Here is a 22,300-nt window from a genome sequence, read left to right as displayed (position 1 = left end):
TATTCTATCAGCCAGTTAATTAAGACTGATTTCAAATTGCAAAGATAATAGGAAAAGTTCAGACGGTAAAGTTTGGGGCATATTATTATTTTGCCAGGAATTACGCTAACTACCCAAATTAAGGGGTAAGCTCAATTATTGTGGCTGTGTCCCAGTTCCTTTGCAGGATCCCAAAAGTGCTTATCGAAATCAACCACTTTGTTATCCTCTACCCTTATGCCTTCATTTTCGAGCAGCTGCTGCATAAGGTTGCTGCCCGGGAAATGATGCTTGCCGGAGAGCAGCCCTGCCCTGTTGACTACGCGGTGTGCAGGCACATCTTTAGTATGGCTTGCGTTCATGGCCCAGCCTACCATGCGTGCGGAACCCTTAGCGCCTAAGTAATTGGCTATGGCACCGTATGAAGTTACCCTGCCATACGGAATAAGGCGGGCTATCCCGTATACTTTTTCAAAAAAACTTTCTGAGTCCTTTGAAGCCATAAATTATAAATTTCTGAGTATCCTTATGAGGGCCAGTATAGAAACAAGCCCTGTTACTGCTCCTATAAAATAATGGGAGTTTTCCATAAAGTAGATGGTTCCCCTGCCCACTTTTTTAAAGCAGATAATGTACAGGTAAAAGACCGCCAGCGCGCCAAGCGTTGCCCCCGTCACGAACAGTAAAACAAACAGGTTGCCAAACTCAAAATAGCCTTGCTTTGCCAGTGTTACACTAACAAATACATAATACGGAATCGGGAAAAAGTTTAGTGATGATAATAAAGCCCCTAAAAAAAAATTACCGGTTTTACTGCGCAGTTTTACCACCTCATCTTCTACTTTGGGTATTTTCTTTTTCACTAAAAAAAGGAAATAAACGGTAAGCAGTAAAAATATAACCAGGCCAACTTCTTCCAGCAGTTCAATAATATCGGGATGGCTGCTAATAAATTTAGCAAAGGAAACCGCTACATACGTCTGGATGAAGATAACAGAAGCTGCCCCAAGCGCAAAAACAACAGCCCTCTGGTGCCCGTCGCGGATACTGATTTTAGCCGCAGTCATATTAATGAGCCCCGGCAGCAGTATGCCTAAAGCCGATAAACCAAAACCCAGTAACAGTGGCAGGGTTATATCCATCTTATTTTATTTTGAACCGGATATAGGTAATGGGTTTGCCCATTTCAAGATATTGCTGCTCATAAAACGTTTGTATAGCTGTAACTACATCGGGCGCGCCTTCGTTTTTATATACATTATGGTTGGCATATACCACTTCATGGCCTTCGCCGTGCAATAACCCAAGGGTATAACCGTGCATAAATTCGCTGTCGGTTTTCAGGTTTACTACGCCATCAGGCTTCAATATTTTTTTATAGCGCTTCAGGAAGTCAGCATTGGTCATCCTGTGCTTGGTCCGCTTATATTTAATTTGGGGGTCAGGGAAAGTAATCCATATTTCTGAGACCTCCCCTTCTGCAAAAAAATGTTCAATAAGCTCAATCTGCGTACGCAGGAAAGCCACATTGGCAAGGTTTTCCTCTACAGCGGTTTTAGCCCCCCTCCAAAAACGTGCACCCTTAATATCGATACCTATAAAGTTAATATCCGGGTAACGCTTTGCCAGTCCTATCGAATATTCGCCTTTTCCGCAGCCGAGCTCAAGCACTATGGGATTAGGGTTCTTAAAAAAATCGCTGTTCCATTTGCCCTTTAAAGGAAACTTTCCGGCTACAGCCTCATCCCTGGATGGCTGCAGTACATTACCAAAGGCCTCATTTTCCTTAAAACGCTTTAATTTGTTTTTACTTCCCACGCTTAAAATTAAAATTTCGGTAAAATTAGGGAAATATCCGATACTTATATAATTTAAAATGGTTCATTGGAAGGCCTACTTTGTCTTCTCGAGAGTGAATGAAAATTCTGAGCCCTGCCCCGGCTTGCTCTCCACATAGATTTTTTCTTCGTGCGCTTCGATGATATGTTTTACAATGGCAAGGCCCAGGCCTGAGCCGCCTTCTGAGCGGGCACCGCTTTTATCAACCCTATAGAAACGCTCAAACAGCCTTGGTATGTGTTTGGCTTCGATGCCATCGCCATTGTCCTTAACGCGCACAATGATTTTATTATTTACCAGGTCTTCCACGGCTACCTCTGTGGTACCGTTTTCCTTACCATATTTTATGGAGTTTACTACAAGGTTGGTAATAACCTGCTGTATCTTTTCCCGGTCGGCATAAACCATTACTGGTTTTATGTATTTTTGGTCGAACATGAGCATAATTCCTTTCTTATCGGCCTTCATTTCCAGGAGGTCAAAAACATTCTGCACGACCTCTATAATATTAAATACAGAAAAAGTGAGGTTGAGGTCGCCCACCTCCATTTTAGTGATCATGTCCAGGTCCTGCACAATATAAATAAGCCTCTCTACGCCTTTTTCGGCCCGCTGCAGGTATTTCTTCCGGAGCGATTTGTCGTTCATGGCGCCGTCGAGCAACGTAAGCAGATAGCCCTGGACTGTAAAAAGCGGTGTTTTAAGTTCGTGCGATACATTGCCTAAAAATTCACGGCGGTATTCTTCCCTGATTTTAAGTGTTTCTATTTCGATTTTTTTATCCCGTGCAAATTTTTGTACTTCCATCGTAAGGGTCGCCATGTCAGTGGTAATAGGCTTATTGCGGAAAGTGCTCGACTCAAGCAGGGAAACATCATCATAAATTTTCTTGACACGCCTGTAAATGAACCGCTCCACGCGGTATTGGAGTACAAAAAATGAAAACAGGAACAAAGGCGCGCAGTAAAAAGCGATGACTTCCCACGTAATGTATGGATAAAATTCTTTTAGTATTGCCAGGCAGGCAACAGAAAATAAAGTAATGTATGATGCTGACTTTACAGCAAATTTGTATGATTTTTTAAAACTTATTGCCACTAAATCTCGAGCTTGTAGCCCACACCTTTTATTGTTTTAAACAACTCATCCCCGATTTTTTCCCGGAGTTTCCGTATATGCACATCGATAGTCCGTCCTCCTACTACTACCTCATTACCCCACACTTTATCGAGTATTTCTTCCCTTTTAAATACTTTGCCGGGTTTTGAGGCCAGCAGGTAAAAAAGTTCAAATTCTTTCCGGGGCAGCACTATTTCCCTGTCTTCAAGTATAATTTTATATTCTTCCCTGTTGATTTCAATAGCGCCAACCCTCAGGATATCAATTTTATCCTCATCTTCCCTGAGCCTCCGCAAAAGCGCTTTGACCTTGCTGACCAGAAGTTTAGGCTTGATAGGCTTGGCTATATAATCGTCGGCGCCGGCGTCAAACCCGGCAACCTGTGAATAATCTTCACTGCGAGCTGTAAGAAAAGCAATAATGACATTAGTAAGCTCTGGTATTTTCCTGATATTTTCACAAGCCTCCATCCCGTCCATCTCCGGCATCATAACATCCATAATGATAAGGTGCGGAAGCTCTTTCCTGGCCTTCACTATGGCCTCTTTGCCATTGCCGGCCGTAATTACCTGGTACCCTTCCTGTGAGAGGTTATACCCTACAATTTCAAGAATATCCTGCTCATCATCAACCAACAAGATCTTAATGTCTTTTTTCTTCATAGTGACATGTTAGTGTTTATTTTCGGGGAGTAAAGGTAAAGATAATAAAAAATGATTTCGGTTACTTAACCGTAATTTAATCTGTTAACAATTTCATAATAAATTATAAATCCAAACGTAACGTTTATCTAACATTTGATTTCAAATGCTGGAGTTTCTTTGCGCCAAAATAATAAACAACATTTGAAACGCAACAATGAACTTAAAATTACTTTTGCTAACCCTGTTTTTCACGGCTTTAGGATTTTCCCAACAAAATGGCACTGTTACGGGTACTATTGCTGACAAGGACATGGCTAATGCCCCGCTCCCCTTCGCTACCGTCACGGTTAAAGGAACATCAATCACAACCAACACCGATGAAAATGGTGTTTATACATTGTCCGTACCGGCCGGCAACCACAGGCTGGTTATTTCATTTTTAGGGTATTCTACGGATGAAGTACCGGTTACAGTACAGGCTAATGAAACCGTAACAGTTAACCACTCTTTAGGGTCAGACAGTGTGAAGCTGGAAGAAGTAGTACTGACCACAACAAGGAAAAAGAACACAGAAACTGCATTATTGCTTGAAATGCGCGAAGCCAAGCAGGTGGTAAGCGCCATATCGGCAGAGCAGATATCAAAATCAACCGACGGCAACGCGGCAGAGGCTGTACAAAGGGTGCCCGGCGTAACTATTGTTGACGGACGCTTTGTAATGATCCGGGGCCTAAGCGAACGCTACAATAACGTATTGCTGAACAATTCTATTGCGCCAAGTACCGAAGTGGACAAAAGGACTTTTTCATTTGACCTGATACCTACCAGCTCACTGGACAAGATGGTGATTTACAAAACGGGCTCCGCAGATAAGCCCGGAGACTTTGCCGGTGGTATAATCACGGTTACAACATCAGAAAGTACTGCAGAGTTTACCAAGGCTGAAGTAGGCTTTGGCTACCGCTCAGGCACTACATTTGAAGACCAGTACCGCACAGAGGGCTCAGATACCGACTGGCTGGGCTTTGACAAAAGCTACAGGCCGCTGCCTGACGGATTTTCATCAAACCCGGCTACAGGCGATGTTTCTGCATCGCAAGCCAACAGGCTGCCGAATAATTTTGAGCCTACCAGGAAAACTGCCTTTTTTGATAATGGCTTTGGTTTTGGCCTGGGCAGGAGGATAAGGCTTAGCGACAACAACAGCCTTTTTACCATAAACACCATATCATATTCTAACTCATACCAAAATCTTGATAGGGTATTCAGGCGATATACTACGCTAAACCCCGGAGAGGAAAGGCCTCCTTTAAGGGATGACTTTAACGATAATGTGTATTCAAACACTGTAAGGCTGAACCTGTTATCAAACTGGATATTAAGCCTTGGCAGCAATACTAAAATCAGGTTTAAAAACCTTTTCAACCAGCAGGGAAACGACGAAACACTGATCCGTCAGGGTTACAACTTATTACAGCGAGGACCTGACGATTTTATAAGAAACTACTATTCATTTTACCAGAGCCGTTTTATCTATACCGGCCAGCTTGAAGGCGAACACAATTTTGCAACTAATAAAAAACTGGACTGGGTTGTTGGGTATAACACCATAAATGATGATACTCCTGATTTCAGGAGGGTGCGTACTTTCCAAAGGCTTACTGAACCGAATGCCCCCATCAGGATTTTTGACTCACCATCAACCAATCCCTTTGAAGCAGGAAGGTTTTATGGAGAACTTGATGAATACAGCATCAATAACGGCGTCAGCTTTACCTATGATATTGAGAGGGAAAAAGAAGGGGAAGACATCGGCAATATAAGCCTTAAAGGCGGGTATTATGCGAGTTACAGGGAACGCGATTTTTCGGCTAAATATTTTACATATACAATACCGGTAACTATCGGTGAAGAAAGAAGGCAGGAACTGGTATTACTTCCCATATCAGAAGCTTTCAGCTCTACCTATGTTAATGATGTGGATGGTTGGTTATTAAGTGAAGGGACAAGGCCAACCGACTCTTACAAAGCCGACAATACCTATCTTGCCGGCTATGCGCAGGCAACTATACCGCTCTATAAATTTGACATTACTGCGGGAGTAAGGGTGGAACATAACGTACAAACGCTTGATACCAGCCTTGACAACGGAAATAACGTTAATATTAACAATCCCATTACCTCAGTACTCCCCAGCTTTAATATAGGGTATAACCTAAGTGAACGCTCAATTGCCCGTGTATCGTATAGCCGCACGGTAAACCGGCCTGAATTCAGGGAACTGGCGCCCTTCGTATTTTATGATTATGTATTTGATGCCCCTATTTCAGGTAATCCGGACCTTGATGTGGCTACTATTGACAATATAGACTTAAGATATGAATTCTACCCTACGCAGGGCGAACTAATCAGCCTTGGCACTTTCTTTAAAAGGTTTGACAAGCCTATAGAACTTAACGCAATTATAGCGGGAGGTGATTCACAACAATTTAAATATGCAAATGCAAAAGATGCTACTAATTACGGTTTAGAACTTGAAATCAAGAAATCTTTCCGCGGTTTATTTGACAATATTTTCTTTGACCGTTTGTCTGCAAATATCAATGCCTCATATATAATTTCAGAAGTTGACCTTGGTACAGGGCCGCTGGCACAGGACAGGACAAGGGCACTACAGGGGCAGTCGCCTTATATCATAAATGCTGCCCTTGGGTACACTGATGATAAAAATCTTAGCGTGAATGTGGTATACAACAGGTTTGGAGACAGGATATTTTCGGTAGGCGATAACAACTTCCCAAGCTGGTATGAACTTTCAAGGGATAATATAGACCTTACCGTTTCAAAAAAGATCTATAATACAACCTTTAAACTTGGTATACAGGATATACTTAATGCCAAGTACAGGATATATGAGGACAGCAACCGTGATGAAAAGATCAGGGAGGAAGACGATAATGTTGTAAACTCATTCAGGAGGGGTACACGTTTTACCCTTAGCATTGGATATAACTTTTAACTAAATAACACAATTTTAAATCTAAATCAATTATGAAAAAAAGTCTTTTACTGACAGGCATTTTTGCTTTGATGGCTGCTTTTACATCGTGCAGTGACGATGACAGCAACAACAACAATAACAACGGCGGCGGAAACAACAACATTGTTGAGCTTACCGGAACACTTTCAACAAGAACGCTTACAAAAGATAAAAAATATCTTTTAAAAGGGCAGGTATTTGTGGGTAACACTACAAACAACACTAACCAAACCCTAACTATTGAGCCGGGCACTGTTATTATGGGCGATAAAACATCAAGGGGTACACTTATTGTAACTCCTGGTAATAAAATTATTGCTAACGGTACTGTGGCTGAGCCTATCGTATTTACTTCTGCACTGCCTGCAGGAAGCAGGGACAGGGGTGACTGGGGTGGCCTTGTTATCCTTGGAAGAGCCAGGGTAAATCAGTCTAACCCTTCAATTGAAGGTATCAGCCCGCAGGTAAACTATGGTGGTGATAATGACAGTGATGATTCAGGAACGCTTAGGAACGTAAGGGTAGAATTTGCAGGTATCGAGCTTACTCCAAACAACGAAACCAACTCTATCACTCTTGGTGGTGTTGGAAACCAGACCGATATTGAAAACTGCCAGGTATCTTTTGGCGGTGATGACGGTTTTGAGTGGTTTGGCGGTACTGTGAATGCAAAAAACCTTATCGCTTTTGCTACATGGGACGATTCATTTGACGTTGACTTCGGTTTCTCCGGAAAAGTACAGTTTGGCCTTGAAGTACGCTACCCTAGCTTTGCTGACCAGTCTGGCTCTAACTCTTTTGAAATTGATAATGGCCCGAACGATAATGAAACTGCTTTCCTTACCACAGGTGTATTCTCTAACTTTACCTGTGTAGGGCCAAGAGCTGTGAACACACAAAGCATCAATGCTAACTTCCAGCACTCAATAGACCTGAGGAGAAGGGCTGCCGCCACCATTGCAAACTCTGTTTTTGTAGGTTATCCAAGGGGTATCAGGATGAACCAGCAAACTGTTTATAATAACTATAATGGTGGTACCGGTGCATTACTTAACAACATTCTTGTAGCTGATCTTCAAACATTCAGTGTAGGTACAGGTATGACTGCTACTGCTACAGACCTTCAGACACTGTGGAATGCTCCTGCTAACGGCAACACAACTGTTACATCTCTTCCTGCAGGAGGTTTCCCTGAAATTTACAGTCAATTAGGCTTTAACACCAATATATTCTTTGGTACTAGTTTACCATCAGCCTACACTGCCAACCCAACATTTGCGGTAACTTCAGGTACGCTTACTACCGGGGCTTCATTTACCAACAGCAGGCTTAGCAGCGGATTTGAACAGGTTGCTTACAGGGGTGCTTTCGGAGCTACGGACTGGACAGACGGATGGGCTGAATTTAACCCTATCAACAAGGCTTACTAATAAAATAAAATCATATTTTTGAAGAGCTTAACCACCCGGTTAGGCTCTTTTTTAAATTCTACTATATGCGCAATCTACTTTTACTTCTGCTTTTAACAATAACATTTGTATCCTGCAAAGAAAAAAACAGCAACCCCCAACAGCTGAGCCCTGCCGAACAGGAAAGTTTCAAGTATGCTGTTTCCCGCTACATAAATAAAGCCCCGAAAGATGCTGAAGGGAACAAAAAATTTGACGCGGCTTATGACAACGGATACAGGATCATGGCACAGAAAAACGATTTACTGCATTATTATAAAGATGATAAAACTGGCACAGTATATTTTGCCATTGCCAAAATAGCGCCCAGCCTCAAACTGAAAAAAGTGGCTACGGGCGGTAAGCTTAAATTTGATGCAAAAGGGGAAATAGCAGCATATGAAGAAGTGTTCCGCACGTGGAAAATGGAAGAAGGGGAACTAAAGCAAAAAACAGCCCTACTCTTTAAAAAATTTATTGACGGAGAAGACCTGTCACCTTACTATACCAAAAATGCAAACGGTGAGTCCTACATAGAGTTCCCGGACGAAAATACATATTACGACAAAAACAGCCGCGGCTGGAAAACAAAATTGATCATACCTTAGATTTTAAACTAACGGGGCTGCACGGAACCTTAAAATTGCAGCCTCATTTTTTTTGGTATACTATTTGAAATTAAATTATTACCTTTACGGCATCATTTTAAATTAAATGAAAAAAAAATACTTTTATATCACTTTACTGTTGTTTTTCCTTTTTACCCTTGGCGCCGCAGCCCAGGAGAAAAAAGGGGAAACCATAGACGGCCTCACCATATACCCCAACCCGGTGAGTACCGGCAGGATATATATTACCTCAAAATCATCCCTTAATAAAGAAGTGGAGATTTATGATGTATTAGGTAAAAAAATACTGGCCGCTACCATAAGCGCCAAAGAACTCAATATAAGCGCCCTGACCCCGGGTGTTTATATTATTAAGGTAAAAGAGGGCGAGGCTACCGCCACACGCAAGCTTATAGTAAAATAAAACTTCCTTTTTTTTAAACCTTCCTCTCAAAAACCATTTTGAAAATTAACGATTTAAAAACATTACAACCCTTTTTTGTGATATATTTTGCTTAATTTTACACCCGAAAATATAAAAAACAGAAACATGAAAAAATTTTACACTTTATCTTTATTGTTCGTTGCAGGTTTGTCGTTTGCTCAATTTGCTGAGCCATTTGCCGGAACAGGTGCATTAAGCGGAACAAATGGATGGACAACACATAGTGGTACTGCTAGTCAACTTCAGATAATTACTGGATCACTGAATTACACCGGCCTAAATTCAACAGGAAATAAGATTACTCTTGTAGCTGGTAATAGCGAAGATGTTAACAAGGCATCAGCTGCAGCTTTAACAGGTAGTGTATATTATTCAGCAGTTATTAATTTACCAAATACAACTGGATTAGCTGTTAATACTGGCAACGGAGACTATTTTATGTCACTAGGTTCGACTGCTGGAGCAGCAGTAAATACTTTACCTTGTCGCCTTTATATAAAATTGGGCTCGGTTGCGGATACGTTTAACTTAGGAATATTAAATAGTACAGGGGGTACAGTAACTCCTAGTTATATTTCTACTGACTATACACCTGGCACACCACTTTTTGTAGTAATAAAATATGATATGCCTAATAATATAGCTAGCCTTTATGTAAACCCCGCTATTGGAAGTTCAGAAGGTACTCCTACAATAACTAATGCAACAGGAACTACTGCAGCTCCAGCACAAATTCTTTCTTTAACAGTACGTCAGGGTGGTAATGCAACTTCAGGAACAGGAAATATTGAAATTGACGAGATAAGACTTGGTTCTACATGGGCTTCTGTAACATCAGCTGATGTGGCTTCAACTAGAAAATTTGATGGCATTTCAGGCCTAAAAATGTACCCTAACCCGCTTATCGGCAATGTGCTTACCATAACTTCTGACAGCGGTGCTGACAAAACTATCGCGGTATATGATGTGCTTGGCAAGCAGGTACTTAACACTAAAGTAGTTGACGGCACGGTAAATGTTGCTTCACTTACTTCTGGTGTTTACATTGTAAAAATCACCGAAGAGGGCAAAACCGCTACACGCAAGCTCGTAGTAAGGTAATAACAACTTCTTTATGATAACCAAAAAGCACCGCTAAGCGGTGCTTTTTTTATTGTACTTTTGCACAAAACAACACATTGGTTACCGCTGCCGACATATTTACCCTGTCCTCTAAAAAAGAATTTGAAAAACTGGCCCTGAAGGTGTTCCGCCACCAGTTTGCCAACAACAGGGTGTACCGGGATTTTTGCACATTCCTGCACGTTGGCCCCCGCGAAGTAAAATCACTACAGGCCATACCTTTCCTGCCCATACAGTTTTTCAAAACCCACAACGTGGTGAGCTCCGACACCCCTGCAGAGGCAACTTTTACCAGCAGCGGTACTACAGGGACGGCAACCAGCAGGCATCTTGTAACGGACCTGGGCCTGTATGAGCAGAGTTTCCGGCTGGGTTTTTCACGCTTTTACGGAAATATTGAAGATTATGCCGTCCTGGCCCTCTTACCGTCCTACCTGGAGCGTGATGGATCGTCATTAATCTACATGGTTGAGGACCTGATAAAGCGCTCCGGCAACCCCCACAGCGGTTTTTACCTGCATAATTATGACGAACTGATAAGCAAGCTCACCACGCTTGATGCCACAGGGGAAAACGTACTGCTGATAGGGGTCACCTATGCCCTGCTCGACCTGGTGGAAAAACAACACTTCAGCCTGAAAAACACCATCATTATGGAAACCGGGGGCATGAAAGGCCGCCGCAGGGAAATGATCCGGGAGGAACTGCACGAAGTGCTGTGCAGGGGTTTCGGCGTGACAGCAATACATTCGGAATATGGCATGACAGAACTTCTTTCACAAGCCTATTCGGCGGGCAAAGGCATTTTTGAATGCCCGCCGTGGATGGATATTTTGATACGCGATACCGAAGACGCCTTAAGCTATGTCGGGTATGGCAAAACCGGGGGCATCAATGTGATTGACCTTGCCAATATCCATTCCTGCTCCTTTATTGCCACCCAGGATTTGGGAAAAAAATACCCCAACCACACTTTTGAAGTGCTGGGGCGTTTTGATCATTCCGACATCAGGGGATGCAACCTTATGGTTTTTTAAAGATAATGATTTGAAGCAGCCGGCCACGCGCCTCTATATAACCAGTGGTTCTGCTGTCAGCTGTATCTCCATAGGATGTCGCTTCCAAAGGTATGTTTTCGCATCCTTGTTAGCACCACCTGCCATACGTGCCTTGGTGGCTACATACTTGCGCGTTAGGGCTCTGTATCTTTGCCACGTTCAAACTTTAAAAAGTATTTGTGCAAAGGTTATTAATTTAATGGGCAGTTTGAATTATTCATTTTTCCATTTCTCATAAATTTTTTTAATACTCCGAAATCTAGACGAAACTCCAAAGCATTCACTAAAATTATCTACAACTTCAAATATCACATCTCTATATTCAGTTTTCCAATCACGATCTAATAAATACTTATGAAGAATGCAATATGATAATCTATCAAGCGCATTTAAATAGTTTTCTCTAGAAACTTTAATTTTGTCTTGTAAGAGTTCTAATGAATCTGAATTCGGGTTTTCACCTCTTAAGTTGATGTCAATATTATATTGCCTTACTTCAAAACTGCATTGGTCAAAATATTCTTTCCTTTTATTAAGTTCACTTTCTAATTCGAGAACTGTCATTAGTGTACTATTACGTTGACTCTCTTCTAGATTCTTCAATTGTACTCTTACTTGTTTGATTTGAAACCAAGCAATAAATAAAATGCAGAGCGAAATGATTGTCGAGAATAAAGAGGAATAAGCACTTATCCAATCTGTGACTGATGGTTCCATCATCCTCTCAATTTTGCCATCAACTGCTGAATAACTATTTCAGCTTTTTGAGAGTTAGAAATTGTATTTTGATGATCCTGAGATTTTGTTTCGATATCTCGAGGATGAGCTTTAAAGTATGTTAATAGTTCTAAAACGTTAAATCCCGAACTTATTGCTTGGTCAATAACAGTTCTAACTTCTGCAGAAGTTTTTGCATTAGCTAATTGCGCAATTAATTTTTGAAGTTGTTCACTTTTCATTAGATAGAAATTAGATGACCAATTTAATAATCTTTACGGAATTTCGTGATGGAAGTTTTTAACAATTGCCCATAACGGCCTAGCTGATTTGCGAAGTGATCTGCATTTTGCACATCGCTTTGTTGTCGGGCAGTCCTGTAGGGCTAACTTAGGCAAAATCGCCTACAGGGTTGTGCGGGAAGCCCGTAGGGATTTCGGCACAGCACTGTCAACCTATTTTAGGACAAGTCATCATATTAGATGCCTTACTTTAATTTTTTTATATTTTTTACCCATTCCTAAAGCTATCGCTGTCGGATTTTTAATGATTAACTCACCTTTTTGCAAACCTGCAATTGCTTGCTTGATTTCTTGAAATTCTGTTCCTGATACACCAAACAAATCTTTTATTACACCATCGTTTATAGATTGTTGTTTCATAATTAATGGATATTGTGCATTAGCATAAAAATCGAAATACTCGCTCTTGTAACTGTCCATATTTTGTGTTGCAAGAATAATACTAAGTCCTTTATTTCTTCCTACTGCTATCAAGTCACGAAGCGGTTTGTTGTCAAAGCCCAACATATAGTGTGCTTCGTCAATTATGGTAAAGTGTCTGAGTTCAACACAATCTTCATCAACTGCCTGTTTAGGTAATTTCTCGTAAATGGTATTCAGTTTGGAAACAATAAAATAAACAATAGCTTTTGCAATCGGGCCGTCTTTTGGGAAAGCATCCATTTTCACAATGTAGCTGTCCTTAATCAAATCAATTTTGTCTTCTGAAGCAAATAAGTTATTTCTTATCAGTTGTTTGAGAACAGATTTTACGCTATCATCTTTATCTCTTTCTCTCTCATTTTGAAGCTGTGTGTACTGGCCTAAAATGATTTGAAAAGTTACTGGTGAGTTTGATGTTTGTTTGTATGCGTTGATTATGGCTTCCGATAATCGGTTGCTCATATTAGCACTGATTGTTGCTCTGTCTATGGAACATAAAGCAGTTGCTAATTCTGTTGAATACAGATTAATTTCATTTTGCGGTTTGCCTGTAAAGTCTTTGAACGGAGAGAATGGCAATGGAGCCAAAATCGGGTCAAGTATGGCACTCCGGTCTGTTTCAAAAAGCTGAAGCCAGCCATTGTTTGCAGGATCTGAAAATTCGCCTTTATAATCAAAGAGTAAAAAATTGACTGGATATGAACTTTCAATAGAAAGTGTTCGGATTTCATTCAGCAATACCGCAAGTAAATTTGATTTTCCTGAACCTGTGGTGCCTGCAACTAAAATTTGAGTATTTGGAATGTCTCTACCATTAAGATTGAGTGCTGCCGGAATCTCATCTTCATAGGAGCCAATGTCTAAATTCAAAAATGGGATTGAACCTGCTTTGCCACCTTTTGAAGTTGTAACGGTATTTAATAACCAATCATCCAAAACTCCATCTTTCAATAAAACATCTTTACCTCTTAGAATTTCTGAATTGATGATTTTACTTTTCAATGTGGTATTTTCCCAATCAACTGGTAAATCATGATAACGCAATTTTAAAAGTGCTGAATAGGCACCACCTAAATTGTGTAAGGTGAAAAGGGTTTCAAAAATCCTGTTGCTGGTTTTGGATAGTTGTATTTGTTCAATGGCTTGTACATCTCTTTGTTCTTTACTTGAAAGACCTGCCAATAAACAAATCCGCATTATTTTATTTCCGTTAATCGTAACAGGCTTATTGCTTGTGGTGTATTTTTCAAGATTTAAACGCTGTTCAATCTTATAGCGGATGTCGTGTAGGTCGTCCATTAAACCTTCCGCTTGCCTTATATTTTGTAAGTTTATTACACTCATTGCTTAATCATTTAGGGTTACGCCAAAATAGCCTTTAACAACATCGGTAAGCTGTTTTTCTTTATCTCGTTGAAGTGTGTAGGTTTTTGAAATAAACGGTTCAATTTTTTCAAGGTCTTTACCGATTCTTATTTCACTATCACTGCTCAATAGGATGGTTTGCTGCGACAGGTCAGGGAAATAGTTTTCCAGTACTATGGCTCGGCTTGTTTCGTCCAAAACACCCATTACGGTATCAATCATTACTGGCGGGTCGTAGTCTCCAAACTCGTGAAGCGATTTAAGTAAAACCTGAATAACAACTTGCTTGGATGCAGTATTTAACTGGCTCAAATAAATTTCATTACCTTTTTTGTGATAGATTTTAAAGGTCAAGTCCTTTAAGTTTTCAGAAAGTTCCACTCTGTCAATCACATCATGGTAGGCAGAAAGATTGATATTTAAATCTTGCTTCATTTTTAATTCAATCTGCTGCTTTTTGATTTTTAATAATCGGTTGGCAACATCTTCAAAAAAACCTTTCAGTTTACCTAATGCTTCATATTTTGGATCTGGTTCCTGGCTGGTTTGAATATCAAATTGGTGGAGCCGTTTCTCAATTTTGATTATTTCGCCTTTTACTTCTGCAATTTGAATTTCCAATTTTTTAATATTGGATTCATTGTCTTCATAAGCTTTCAGCAACACATAATCCCTACCAGTGATTTGCTGTTTCATTTGCTCAACCTGACTTTCGAACAATGGAATTTGAGTTATGGAAAAATTCAGTTCAACTTGTTGCTGATTAAGTGATGGGAAGGTATTTGCGGCCCTCATATTGAGCAAACCTTCCAAGGCCTTCACTTCCGAAAATTCCAAAAAGTCATACAAGCTTTTTTCGTTGGTTTGCCCTGATTTAGCAATAACATAGTCAACTAATTCTTCTACTGTTACTGCTTTTAATACCAAATTGTTTTCGGACAGGTATTGAACAATTGATGTACTGATGGCTTCTATTTGTTCGGGGGCTATGTTGCTGTTTTGTTGTTGCTCCTGTTCGTTTTTGGTTTTCAGGATTAAGTTGACTTCCGTTTTTACGGCTTCAACTAACTTTGGCACACAGACATTCAACTCAATGTCTTTTACAAACTCATCTAACTCATCACGAAAAATGGTTTCTTTCTTGTAAATGTTCTCAATATGAGTTTTGGTTTGCTCTATCTTGTTTTTGATAGTTGTTTCCTCATTCAAACCAATTTTTAGGTTATCGTACAATTCTTTGTTAGCTACAGAATATTGCAGGGCATCTTGTAATTGGGTTTCAAGTGATGTTTGGTGTTCCTGCAATTTCTTTTTCTGCTCCACCAATTCAAGATATTCCTTCTTTTCATTTTCAATGTTTAGGCGTTGGGCTGTATAGGTTTGGAAAAGCGTTTCAGCACTTTTACTCATTTGCATATATTTGTTGAAGCCCATTACATTTTCTATGTTCTCACGTATTACCCTGTTCAGTTGGTCTTCTTTCAATAGATTACCGGCTTCCATTGCATCGAATAAAAAGTAACGGCTCAACTCCTGTGGCAAATTGGCTTTGATGATTTTATTGACCTGTGCTTCTTGCTCTGCTCGCTGGGCTGGTGGTGTGGCTGTACCGTACATAAATATGGTTCCGTTCATATTCAGTTTTACACTTTCTACCGGATTGCCTGATGGATTGAGCATATATATTCTGGTTAACACATATTGTTGTTCTTCATTCAATACCTTTCCTGTAAAGTGCAGTTCCAACATTATTTTTTCGTCCTCTTTACCTATGGCTCCTGCGTTCAACAGCTCTTTAAACTGCCTTGCATTGTGTATTTGCAAGCCATACAAAGCACCATAAATAGATTCAAACAAGGTGGTTTTACCACCACCATTGGCACCACCAATAAGTATTATGGGTTTGTCTTGCTCAACCGCTATGTCTAAATCAAGATTGAGATAGGTCTTAAAGTTTTTGGCTTTTATTTTCTTTATCAACATATTTTTAGTTCTTAGTTATCAGTGGTTAGTGGTTAGGTTTTTCTTGGTGTTATTGATGATAGTAGTTAGGATTTTAATGATTTCCACTGCATCGTTATTTATGCTTTCATATTCCGATTTGTTTAAGAAATTAGTTGCATTTAGTAACTCGAGCCAATAAATTGACCCATTACATTCCTTTTGTGAAATAGAAAGTTTATGGATAAAATCCTACTTGCTTTCTGCGTGTTCAGATTCTCGAACCATTGAACCAATAGCGGTTCCTGAACTCAGCAGCTGTTTTGAAAGTACAAATTCCTTTTTCTCAATAGAAAGAAATTGGTACAGTTTCACAATACGAACTGCAAAAGCAAAACTCTTTTTCTTCAAATTATTCTCCTTCATATCTTATCACTTATACCTAACAACTATCCCCTAAGCTTTAGCAACGCTTTTTCAATTATTTTTTCCAGAGTTTTTTCATCCATATCCTGATTGCGGATTTTACGTTCGTGAAATTCTTTGAGTAGTTCTTCCTTTACCCATTCAAATTCCAATTGATGTTCGGTGCATAGCACTGAAATTAAATCCATATCTTCCTTTCGGATGCCGTAATGGACAAATGTTATATCTAATCCTTTTTTAGCCATAATATTTTAATTTGTAATTAATAGAGCTGGGTCAAATCTGTCCCAACCTTTCGTATCTTTTGTATGGGTGATTTTGTTTTTACAATACCACCACGTTGTTGTGCCACTATTCTCTTTAGGAATTAATATTCCACCAATTGTTTTATGGCCTTTTTCATTTCTTTCTGCAATAAAATCTATTAGTGCATTGTGTTTTAAATGAGCATTGGCTGGGTCACTACCGGCTGTTTTGGTATCGAATAAACAAGTAATACCCGCTTTATTTAGTAGCACAAAATCAACATAAAACAAACTTTGTTTGCCTAGATAATCCTCATAAGGTACAGCAAAGTGCTCTTTTGCTTTTTCTCCATTTTTATACCACCAATGTAGATTTTCTTTTTGTTCCTCTAAATAAGCAGTAAATCTAACCTCAGGTGAAGAAGCTCTTTTGTATTCATAAAAAGGTTTTAATGCGTGTTTTTCTACATGCTCTTTTTCATCATACAATTCATTGTATATTCTTTCAAAAGGAACTTCCCATTTGTAATTTTGTATGTCTTTTGTGGCTTTGTTTGCCTTTTCTTCTTGCATTTCTTGATAACGCTCCTTTGCCTTTTCAATTAGCTCGATGAAGATTGGTAGGTTTTCATCATATAGCATTATTTTAATGGCATCCCATTCATTTATACCAAAATAATCTTCAAAGAAATATTTCATAGCTCCTTCTAAAACAGGGGTGCTATCTACCGCTGCATAAGGAGCCGTTAATGAACGACAAAAGTTTCTAAACAAACGTGCTAATTCACCTGGTGTCTTGGCAAATTTTACTTTTTCCTTAACCCCCACTACTTCTTCCTCGCCAGTTAATGGTAAATTTTCTGGAATTACAATTTCTATGGTATTAATATCCGTATTGATGAATCGCTTTTTTAGTAATTGTTTATTGGTTTCAAAAAAGTTTTCTTTACCAAGTTCTCTTTTTACTTCCCAATTTAATTCTGCAATTTCATACAAGGCCATTCTAAATTTTGCCCCTAAACGATTTCTAGCAATACGAGTATTGATGTAAGTAGAATCTAAATGAACTGGTATGTAGTTTTCAATTCTACGAGCCTTGTTCATAGTAATGTAACTCATATCATCTTTTACTACTTCTATTTGATTTTTACTTAAATTGGTAAATACATATCCTTGATTTAATAATGGATTAGGATAATGCTTCTGTTCTGGCATACGCAAAATTCTACCTACCGTTTGAATCGTGAATGTAGTACTTTTTAATTCTCTAAAGATTAAAAGAACTCCGGCACGAGGACAATCCCAACCTAAAGCTATGGCTTGTTTGAATAATAACACTTCTACCATATTATCAGGTTTTTCAATATCGGCTACATTGTCTTTTCTGCCTGATAACCAAACGGCTAATTTGTTATTGCTAACTGTAATATTGTAGTTGTATTCTAAATTTTGTAACACCACATCAATATATTTTAGGTCATCTACTGAATTGCCTTCATCTTTGTCGTTTGGTAACTGGATTAATAATAAAGGATTGATTTTTACACCTAAATTTTCATAGGCTTCACGTAATTCTTCTTTTTTTGCTAAAGCTTGTTCTATTAAAATTTCTTCTAATGAACGCCCTTGTTGTTGTATGGTATCTAAAGCCGGATTTAAAATAATTCCTTCTTTAATCATTTCTTCTGCAATAACGTCTTGACGTTCTACCAAAGTTCTGTAATCACTATTGGTTGTTGGTGTTGCTGATACTCTAATTTCTACTTTTGGATATATTTTTTGTAATACTTCATTAGCACGTTTTGCTGTTTTTGTATTCGCAAACATGTGTTCTTCGTCTATGATGACAATGATTTCTGTATCGTTTAATTTGGCTTTAGTAATGAAACTATAAAGATTTTTATTGGTTTCATTTTCTTTAATCATCGTGTTTTTTTCTTTGTTGATGCTTTCCCAATTTACAAACAACACTTCATTGGGTAGTAATTCATCGCTAGAAACATCTTCAAAGAAAATAGGTTTTATGGAACGCATTTCGGCAAAAAAGCCTTTCATCGCGTTGTAACTTTGAATGTACAATTTGTTAGGCGCTATCCAGATAAAAGCCGCTTTGCGTTTTTCTAATTCATAGCGTTCCGGTAATTCTTCACAAAACTTGTTAAGTAATGATGCCATCATTACCGTTTTACCTGAACCTGTGGGCGCTTTGAAAATTAAATTTTGTCGGGCACCAGGTCTTTTTAATAACTTATACAGGTTTTTCGTAAGGTCGTTTACGGCTTCTTCTTGGTAATTTTTTAAATGTATCATAAATTATTTACTTCCAAAATTGTTCTTGGTTCCAGTTCTTTGGAAAACCCATTTCTTTTTCTTGTGCCAAAGGGCAATTACCCATTAATGCAATTAAATTTTTTTTAAAACTATGCTCAGGGCTAATGATATTGAGTAGGTATTGAAGGGTACACAAATAAGCATATAGTTTATATTCTATAATGTGTTTATTTTCAATAAAATCATATATAGGCTTTTTAGGTATTGCCAGTTTAGTCATTCTTCTGTTCCAAATTCTACAGTGATGTGCACAAAGATTTCTCAATAAACTAATACAGCGTAACCAATTTTCTAATACCCCAACATCCTTTAAACCAAAATGTTTAGCAATAGCATCTTTGCATTTGTTTTCTTTTAAATTTGAAAATATTTTAGATAACAACCCAATGCTACTCACCTCTAATGCCATCCAACAGGGCGGCACTTTTGGATCGGTGTAGGTTTTATGATAGTGTTTTATAAAAGTTTCCTTACTGCGGTTTATTTCTTCTTGTAGTTTTGCAATATCGTTAGCAAATTGTACCGGATTATTAAATAAAGAGGGATTTACATACCAAAAAGCGCCTTTGTCTAATGAAAAATGATAGATAACTTTCGTGCGAAAAGCTATTTCAATTTTTTCGATGGCATTAAAAACCAAAAGCCGTAACTGCCTATCAAAAACGTATAAATGGATGATATCATCAAATGATATTTTTCTGTTAAAGGGTTGATTTTCTTTATCGTTATCTTGAAATGGATAGGTATAAGCACGTAAGCGATAATAACTGATGTTAGACAAATAATGTGCTGCTTTTTCCGGATTAGCAATCTCAAGCCCTCTGGCTTGTAGTTGCTCTATTTGTTCGGTAATGGTAATGGGTGCTTTTTTATACTGCATGGCTTGTAGCATTTAAGGATACAGTATAAAAAGCGAAAACCCACCAAAGTGTGCATCGCTGAGAGGCATGGTGGGTACTATTGCCTGCAAAATTACAACTATTTTTGATGTATTTATAATATAAATTCATTTTTTAAGAATTTAACATTTTAATGGGTGTCTTGATTGAACAAATTTGCTTCTTCGCCTGCTGCATCTTCCTCTAAAACAGGAACAACTTCACGTTTCTTTTTAGGCAATACATTTTGATACGCTTTGTAAATAGCATCTGGTAAGGCACAAAGGGTAATTAATGGCAACACCTCTTCAAAGTCTTCCGTGAAAGGATATTGACCATGGCTAAATACATATACTTTTACAGGGTTGTCGTTTGTTTTTTGAGTATGCAACGCTTCAATGATTTCGAAACTATCTTCAATACGCACTTCATCATAGATCACAATAAATTGCGATTTAGCACTGGTAAACGCAGCATACCATTTAGCAGGCTTGGTTCCCCCTTTGGGGGTTAGGGGGCTGTAACAATCTTCTTTGATACATAATAATTCAGTAGCTAAATAAGTAAGCTCTCTTTTGTTTTTTAAAGAAGTTTCACGACTCACAAACTCGCTTTTGTAATAGCGTAGGTTATTATTTGGAAAACTTGGCATTTCCTTTCCTTTTTTATTTGTGTATGGATTTATTGTTCTTTCACAACGAGGATAAGTTACTTCTTCACAAATATTGTTTTCATTATTTGTTGTAATGATACATGTTCTTTTACCATTATCAAAATCATTCAAGTTCATTACAGCGTGTAATGCAGTTCCTGAACCAGCAAAGAAATCTAATACATTAATGTTTTTATTTTTATTAGTTATTTTTATCAAATGTTGGATTAATTCAAAAGGTTTTGAATAACTAAATTTAATATCATATTGTTTTATTAAATCTGCACCTTTACGATTAATAAATTGGTCTATAAAATCTCTTGGAGATGCTCCTTTTTCTGAACGATCATTTAGATAACTTTTCGTGTAGATGTTCCATTTAGCTTGATTGCCAAATTCATCAACTAAAGGTGTTTTGTTTGATTTTTTAAAAACCAACAAATGTTTATCGTTAAGATATTTATCTAATGACCATCTCCAACATTTATCTTCATCTGACTGAGGAATTGATTGTGATCCATCAAATTTTTCAACTGGAAAAGTATTACCTGGAGGTATTACTAATGAACCATCAGGACATTCAATATAATATCTTAAATTGGGACGAACTCCTAATGCAGCTTGATAAAAAGCAACATCATCTCTATATTTTTCACCTTTTTTTGGACCTTCTGTTTCAACTTTTTTAAAAAGACTCTCATTTACAGAATCTTTAAAATTTGCAAGTAGATTGATGTTTTTTGTAAATGCAATCACATAATCCTTACTAGATGAAAAATAATTACCTTGATCATCTGCAGGTTTAGCTAATCTTGTAATAACGCCTAACTTGTTTTTTTCAATAAAAACTTCATTAAATAATAAAGTTAATTGGCTAATCTCGTCATCACCAATTGAACAGAAGATTACACCATCTTCTTTTAAAAGTGTTTTTGCTATTTTAAGTCTTCTATGCATAAATGATAACCATTTGCTATGTCTAAATGCATCTTCTTTGTCAACATAATGATCATTGTAGATAAAATCTTCTTTAGCTCCAGTATTATATGGTGGATCAATATAAATGACATCAATCTTACCTTCGTGTGTAAAAGTTAAAGCTGTTAGTGCGTGTAAATTGTCGCCTTCTATCAAAATATGGTTTGGGTGTTCTTCACCGTTGATAATTGCTTTGTCTTTAACTTCCTTTAAAACTGGTAAATTATCTCGTAATTGTTCTTCTACTTCTTCAGGTTTGTCTTCCCAAACCAAACCGTATTTCTTTTTAGTATTTACTAAATTGATTAGGTAAGCACGTTCGTCTTGCGTTAGGCCTTCGAGCGCTTTTACTTTTTGTATGAGGTCGGTTTTGTTCATTGTTGTCTGTATCGCTGATTATTAGCCGCTTTTTGTTCTATTTTGGTGAGAGTACTACTCTTTTAAAAGTTAGGCTTTTACTGCCAAAGTTTAGAGGTTGTTTTTTTTAGTTTTTCAAAAAATTTATCTTTTGGGAGGTAGCTTTGTTGCCGGGCAGTACAAAGGCCTGGCCTTAAAGCCGGGCGCTACATTCTTCCTTTACGAAAGTAATGATTTACATTAATTTTAACAAATCCTTATGAAAACCGCCCACACCCCTCTCACCGCACACCCCCGCGTGAGGGATTGCAGCGGCATCCTTTTTTGCGGCTTACTGCAAAAAAGATACAGCGGAAAGCCCGGCCCGCAGGGACACGCCCAAA

Annotated in this window: 19 protein-coding genes and 1 pseudogene; 6 read left to right on the top strand and 14 right to left on the bottom strand. The window is 38.3% G+C overall.

Annotated elements, in window-relative coordinates; all coding sequences use genetic code 11:
* Window positions 1-131 precede the first annotated feature (131 nt).
* From CHU92_RS07410 to CHU92_RS07390, 5 genes are all read right to left on the bottom strand, one after another.
* Window positions 132-482 (bottom strand): MGMT family protein, encoded by a 351-nt coding sequence (locus CHU92_RS07410; RefSeq protein WP_094414148.1) that lies wholly within the window; start codon window positions 480-482, stop codon window positions 132-134.
* Between the two features lie 3 nt (window positions 483-485).
* A complete protein-coding gene (locus CHU92_RS07405) occupies window positions 486-1,121 on the bottom strand; it encodes a lysine transporter LysE (RefSeq protein WP_094414146.1) in 636 nt (211 codons plus the stop codon).
* Window position 1,122: 1 nt separating this feature from the next.
* Window positions 1,123-1,797 (bottom strand): tRNA (guanosine(46)-N7)-methyltransferase TrmB, encoded by a 675-nt coding sequence (gene trmB / locus CHU92_RS07400; RefSeq protein WP_094414144.1) that lies wholly within the window; start codon window positions 1,795-1,797, stop codon window positions 1,123-1,125.
* 75 nt (window positions 1,798-1,872) lie between these two features.
* The gene (locus CHU92_RS07395; RefSeq protein WP_094414142.1) at window positions 1,873-2,916 is read right to left on the bottom strand and encodes a sensor histidine kinase; all 1,044 of its coding nucleotides are present in this window, start codon (window positions 2,914-2,916) and stop codon (window positions 1,873-1,875) included.
* Complete coding sequence (locus CHU92_RS07390) at window positions 2,916-3,599, bottom strand: response regulator transcription factor (RefSeq protein ID WP_094414140.1); 684 nt, start codon at window positions 3,597-3,599, stop codon at window positions 2,916-2,918. Before CHU92_RS07390 ends, CHU92_RS07395 begins: the two co-directional genes overlap by 1 nt.
* A gap of 196 nt (window positions 3,600-3,795) precedes the next feature.
* Here CHU92_RS07390 and CHU92_RS07385 point away from each other — a divergent pair, with 196 nt between their 5' ends.
* The 6 genes from CHU92_RS07385 to CHU92_RS07360 all read left to right on the top strand — a co-directional run bounded on the left by CHU92_RS07385 (window position 3,796) and on the right by CHU92_RS07360 (window position 11,281).
* On the top strand, window positions 3,796-6,600 hold the full coding sequence (locus tag CHU92_RS07385) for a TonB-dependent receptor (protein WP_094414138.1): 2,805 nt from the start codon (window positions 3,796-3,798) through the stop codon (window positions 6,598-6,600).
* A gap of 32 nt (window positions 6,601-6,632) precedes the next feature.
* A complete protein-coding gene (locus CHU92_RS07380) occupies window positions 6,633-8,051 on the top strand; it encodes a hypothetical protein (protein ID WP_094414136.1) in 1,419 nt (472 codons plus the stop codon).
* A 65-nt stretch (window positions 8,052-8,116) separates the two neighbouring features.
* A complete protein-coding gene (locus tag CHU92_RS07375) occupies window positions 8,117-8,677 on the top strand; it encodes a hypothetical protein (RefSeq protein WP_094414134.1) in 561 nt (186 codons plus the stop codon).
* 106 nt (window positions 8,678-8,783) lie between these two features.
* Window positions 8,784-9,101, top strand: a complete 318-nt coding sequence (locus CHU92_RS07370; protein ID WP_094414132.1) for a T9SS type A sorting domain-containing protein — start codon at window positions 8,784-8,786, stop codon at window positions 9,099-9,101.
* 126 nt (window positions 9,102-9,227) lie between these two features.
* Window positions 9,228-10,223 (top strand): T9SS type A sorting domain-containing protein, encoded by a 996-nt coding sequence (locus CHU92_RS07365; protein WP_094414164.1) that lies wholly within the window; start codon window positions 9,228-9,230, stop codon window positions 10,221-10,223.
* Between the two features lie 77 nt (window positions 10,224-10,300).
* Window positions 10,301-11,281 (top strand): LuxE/PaaK family acyltransferase, encoded by a 981-nt coding sequence (locus CHU92_RS07360; RefSeq protein WP_094414130.1) that lies wholly within the window; start codon window positions 10,301-10,303, stop codon window positions 11,279-11,281.
* A 234-nt stretch (window positions 11,282-11,515) separates the two neighbouring features.
* On the opposite strand, the gene CHU92_RS07355 is transcribed toward CHU92_RS07360, so the two are convergent.
* The 9 genes and pseudogenes from CHU92_RS07355 to CHU92_RS07315 form a co-directional block, all read right to left on the bottom strand.
* Window positions 11,516-12,022, bottom strand: a complete 507-nt coding sequence (locus tag CHU92_RS07355; RefSeq protein WP_094414128.1) for a hypothetical protein — start codon at window positions 12,020-12,022, stop codon at window positions 11,516-11,518.
* The gene (locus CHU92_RS07350) at window positions 12,019-12,261 is read right to left on the bottom strand and encodes a hypothetical protein (RefSeq protein WP_094414126.1); all 243 of its coding nucleotides are present in this window, start codon (window positions 12,259-12,261) and stop codon (window positions 12,019-12,021) included. The genes CHU92_RS07355 and CHU92_RS07350 overlap by 4 nt, the downstream gene beginning before the upstream one ends.
* 231 nt (window positions 12,262-12,492) lie before the next feature.
* Window positions 12,493-14,088 (bottom strand): ATP-binding protein, encoded by a 1,596-nt coding sequence (locus tag CHU92_RS07345; RefSeq protein WP_094414124.1) that lies wholly within the window; start codon window positions 14,086-14,088, stop codon window positions 12,493-12,495.
* Between the two features lie 3 nt (window positions 14,089-14,091).
* Window positions 14,092-16,092, bottom strand: a complete 2,001-nt coding sequence (locus tag CHU92_RS07340; RefSeq protein WP_094414122.1) for an AAA family ATPase — start codon at window positions 16,090-16,092, stop codon at window positions 14,092-14,094.
* Window positions 16,093-16,110: 18 nt separating this feature from the next.
* Window positions 16,111-16,476: pseudogene (locus CHU92_RS07335) on the bottom strand (four helix bundle protein).
* Between the two features lie 23 nt (window positions 16,477-16,499).
* Complete coding sequence (locus CHU92_RS07330) at window positions 16,500-16,721, bottom strand: DNA modification system-associated small protein (RefSeq protein ID WP_094414120.1); 222 nt, start codon at window positions 16,719-16,721, stop codon at window positions 16,500-16,502.
* Window positions 16,722-16,727: 6 nt separating this feature from the next.
* Window positions 16,728-19,031 (bottom strand): DEAD/DEAH box helicase, encoded by a 2,304-nt coding sequence (locus CHU92_RS07325; RefSeq protein ID WP_094414118.1) that lies wholly within the window; start codon window positions 19,029-19,031, stop codon window positions 16,728-16,730.
* A gap of 7 nt (window positions 19,032-19,038) precedes the next feature.
* Window positions 19,039-19,932, bottom strand: a complete 894-nt coding sequence (locus CHU92_RS07320) for an Abi family protein (protein WP_165764609.1) — start codon at window positions 19,930-19,932, stop codon at window positions 19,039-19,041.
* Window positions 19,933-20,081: 149 nt separating this feature from the next.
* Window positions 20,082-21,938, bottom strand: coding sequence for a site-specific DNA-methyltransferase (locus CHU92_RS07315; protein WP_094414114.1), 1,857 nt, complete (start codon window positions 21,936-21,938; stop codon window positions 20,082-20,084).
* Window positions 21,939-22,300: the final 362 nt, after the last annotated feature.

It is taken from the genome of Flavobacterium cyanobacteriorum (assembly GCF_002251835.1).
In the GTDB taxonomy this organism is placed as follows: domain Bacteria; phylum Bacteroidota; class Bacteroidia; order Flavobacteriales; family Flavobacteriaceae; genus Flavobacterium; species Flavobacterium cyanobacteriorum.
This window is presented reverse-complemented; position numbering and strand designations above follow the sequence as displayed.